The sequence below is a fragment of the Pseudomonas edaphica genome (assembly GCF_005863185.1).
Classification (GTDB): domain Bacteria; phylum Pseudomonadota; class Gammaproteobacteria; order Pseudomonadales; family Pseudomonadaceae; genus Aquipseudomonas; species Aquipseudomonas edaphica.
Window position 1 is genome coordinate 1 of sequence record NZ_VBVZ01001134.1, and the last position, 573, is coordinate 573.

The following is a 573-nucleotide window of genomic DNA, read 5'->3' on the forward strand; positions in this document are numbered from 1 at the left end:
TTACAACGACCATAAGCATAAATTCCGTCAGGAACCGGGCAACACGGTTTGCAGTTGACTCCCTCACGCGATAGCGCCCCCCGGCCAGACAAGGCCGCTTGTGCAAAAGCGTAGAGGGTAATCAGTAACTCCCAGCGAGTGATGTAGGACGCGTCTCATTTTTTAACGCGCAGAACTACCGCTCTAGCCGCGAAACACCGGCACAGCACGTTACCGGGCCTGCAGTTAGCGCGTGGCCATCGCGCTCAGCTCTTCGCGACTACGGCTGATGACTGCACCGGCATTGAGCAACTCCTCTACCGCCGCCGCACCACCCGCCTCGCTGATGCCTCGGCACGCCGGCAGGTGCAGAACCACTTCCAAGCCAGCCTTGAGCAGTTGCAAGGCGGTGGTCTTGACGCAGAAGTCCAGGGCCAGGCCACCCACGATCACGCGACGCACGCCCTGGGCCTTGAGGTACTCGATAACCCCCGTGGACAGCTTGTCGTGCAGGTCGTGGTAACAGGCGCCATAGGGATGCAGGTGGGGTTCAACTCCCTTCCAGATGAAGTAGTCGTAGTCATACGGGGTGGG

1 protein-coding gene is annotated in these 573 nt (G+C 60.2%); it reads right to left on the bottom strand.

Annotation, left to right across the window (positions count from 1 at the left end; genetic code table 11):
• Window positions 1-225: 225 nt before the first annotated feature.
• Window positions 226-573, bottom strand: a 348-nt coding sequence (locus FEM54_RS33690; protein ID WP_138454413.1) for an isochorismatase family protein, incomplete at its 5' end; no start/stop codon positions are given.